Genomic DNA, 1,925 nt, shown 5'->3' with positions numbered 1-1,925 from the left:
GGGGGGTCAAGCCGGTGAATCCGCGTAACGGGGGGGCTGGGCAGTTCCGGGCGCCTCACCCACATCCTTCCGGCGCATGCCCGCCGGAAATTCCTTCCGCGTTGATCCCACAACATGTCGCCATCGTCATGGATGGTAACGGTCGGTGGGCAAAAATGCGCGGCCTGCCGCGGACGAAGGGCCACGAAGCCGGTGAGGACGCTCTCTTCGACTGTGTGGAGGGGGCCATCGAACTCGGCGTCCGCTGGCTGTCGGTGTACGCCTTCTCCACCGAGAACTGGAAACGGTCGCCGGACGAGGTCGCGTTCCTGATGCGTTTCACCGACGGGGTGTTCGGCCGGCGCATCGACGACATGGACACGCTCGGGGTCCGGGTCCGGTGGGCCGGTCGGCGTCCACGGCTGTGGAGCAACGTCATCCGGCGGCTGGAGACGGCCGAGGAACGCACCCGCGGGAACGATCGTCTCACCCTGGTGATGTGCGTCAACTACGGCGGGCGGGCCGAACTCGCCGACGCCGCCGCCGCCATCGCCCGGGACGTCCGCGACGGCCGGCTGCGGCCGGAGCGCATCGACGAGAACACCCTCGCCCGGTATCTCGACGAGCCGGAGATGCCCGACGTCGATCTGCTGATCCGTACTTCCGGGGAACAGCGGCTGAGCAACTTCCTGCTCTGGCAGGCGGCCTACGCGGAGTTCGTGTTCGTCGAACGGCTGTGGCCGGACTTCGACCGGCGTGACCTGTGGGCGGCGTGCCTCGACTTCGCCAAGCGGGACCGCCGCTACGGTGGTGTCGTCGCACATCCCTCCGGAGTCTGATCCGGGCCTGCCCGGCCGGCTGTGACCGGTCGCCGCCGCGGCCCGGCAGGAGCCCGGCAGGGCCGGCCGGACTGATAGAACCGTCCAGTGGTTGTCGTCACCCGGCTACGGGTCCCAGCGGAGGAGGCTGTCACCTTCCGTGAACGGGCAGAACGGACGCTGGCGGTTCTCGCCGCCGCGCGAGGCTACCGTTCGGCTCGGCTGGGGCGAGCCGTGGACGACCCGGAACTCTGGGTGATCACATCCGAGTGGGACGGGGTGGGTGCCTGGCGCCGGGCCCTGGCGGCCTTCGACGTCCGGGTGGAGCTGACGCCGCTGATGGCCTATGCCGTCGACGAGCCGGGTGCGTTCGAGGTGCTGCTGGCGCATGACGCCGCCGGCGGCCCGGTTCGCCGTGGTGGCTCCGACCTGGCGGCGGACGCCGCCACCGCCGGGCCCGGTGACAGGCCGTCGGGATGACCAGCCCGCCGCGGGCGAGGCCGTACCTGCCCGATCATGATCACCGTTTGGCCCGTAGGCTGGGTGCTCGACTCCCTCAACGGCACCTGATCCTCTTCAGCGGGCCGACGGCCCTGCGCGTCGCTGGCGGCGCGCGGGGGAACACGATCGCGTCGCCGGCGGTCCGCTGGAACGTCAGCGGGCCCAGCCGCCCCGCGGCCGGCCGGTCCGCCAGGTTGTGCCGGGGGGCAGGTCGAGGACCCCGCAGCCCATGTCACCGACGACACCGGGCAGAAAGGAAGGGAGCGCCCGCGTGGCCAGTGCATCCGACCGCATGGACACCATCGTCAGTCTGTGCAAGCGCCGGGGGTTGGTCTTCCCCTCGAGCGAGATCTACGGTGGCCTGCGGGCCTCGTGGGACTACGGTCCGCTCGGGGTCGAGCTGAAGAACAACGTCAAGCGCGCCTGGTGGAAGGCCATGGTCCAGGGCCGGGAGGACGTCGTCGGCCTCGACTCGTGCGTGATCCTCGCCCGCGAGGTCTGGGAGACCAGCGGCCACGTGCAGGTCTTCGTCGACCCGCTGACCGAGTGCCTGTCCTGCCACAAGCGGTTCCGCGCCGACCATCTGGAGGAGGCGTTCGAGGCCAGGCGCGGCCGGCCGCCGACGGC

The 1,925-nt window shown here is 70.9% G+C and carries 2 protein-coding genes and 1 pseudogene; all 3 read left to right on the top strand.

All coding sequences use genetic code 11. The features are described from left to right. Window positions 1-14: 14 nt before the first annotated feature. Window positions 15-818 (top strand): isoprenyl transferase, encoded by an 804-nt coding sequence (locus FrCorBMG51_RS08005; protein WP_013873048.1) that lies wholly within the window; start codon window positions 15-17, stop codon window positions 816-818. Window positions 819-905: 87 nt separating this feature from the next. Further along, window positions 906-1,277 carry an antibiotic biosynthesis monooxygenase family protein gene (locus FrCorBMG51_RS08000; RefSeq protein WP_047222440.1) on the top strand — a complete coding sequence of 124 codons (372 nt, stop codon included), beginning with the start codon at window positions 906-908 and terminating at the stop codon, window positions 1,275-1,277. A 292-nt stretch (window positions 1,278-1,569) separates the two neighbouring features. After that, window positions 1,570-1,925, top strand: a pseudogene (locus FrCorBMG51_RS30865) (glycine--tRNA ligase); the annotation flags it as partial.

The organism is Protofrankia coriariae, from assembly GCF_001017755.1.
GTDB lineage: Bacteria > Actinomycetota > Actinomycetes > Frankiales > Frankiaceae > Protofrankia > Protofrankia coriariae.
This window is presented reverse-complemented; position numbering and strand designations above follow the sequence as displayed.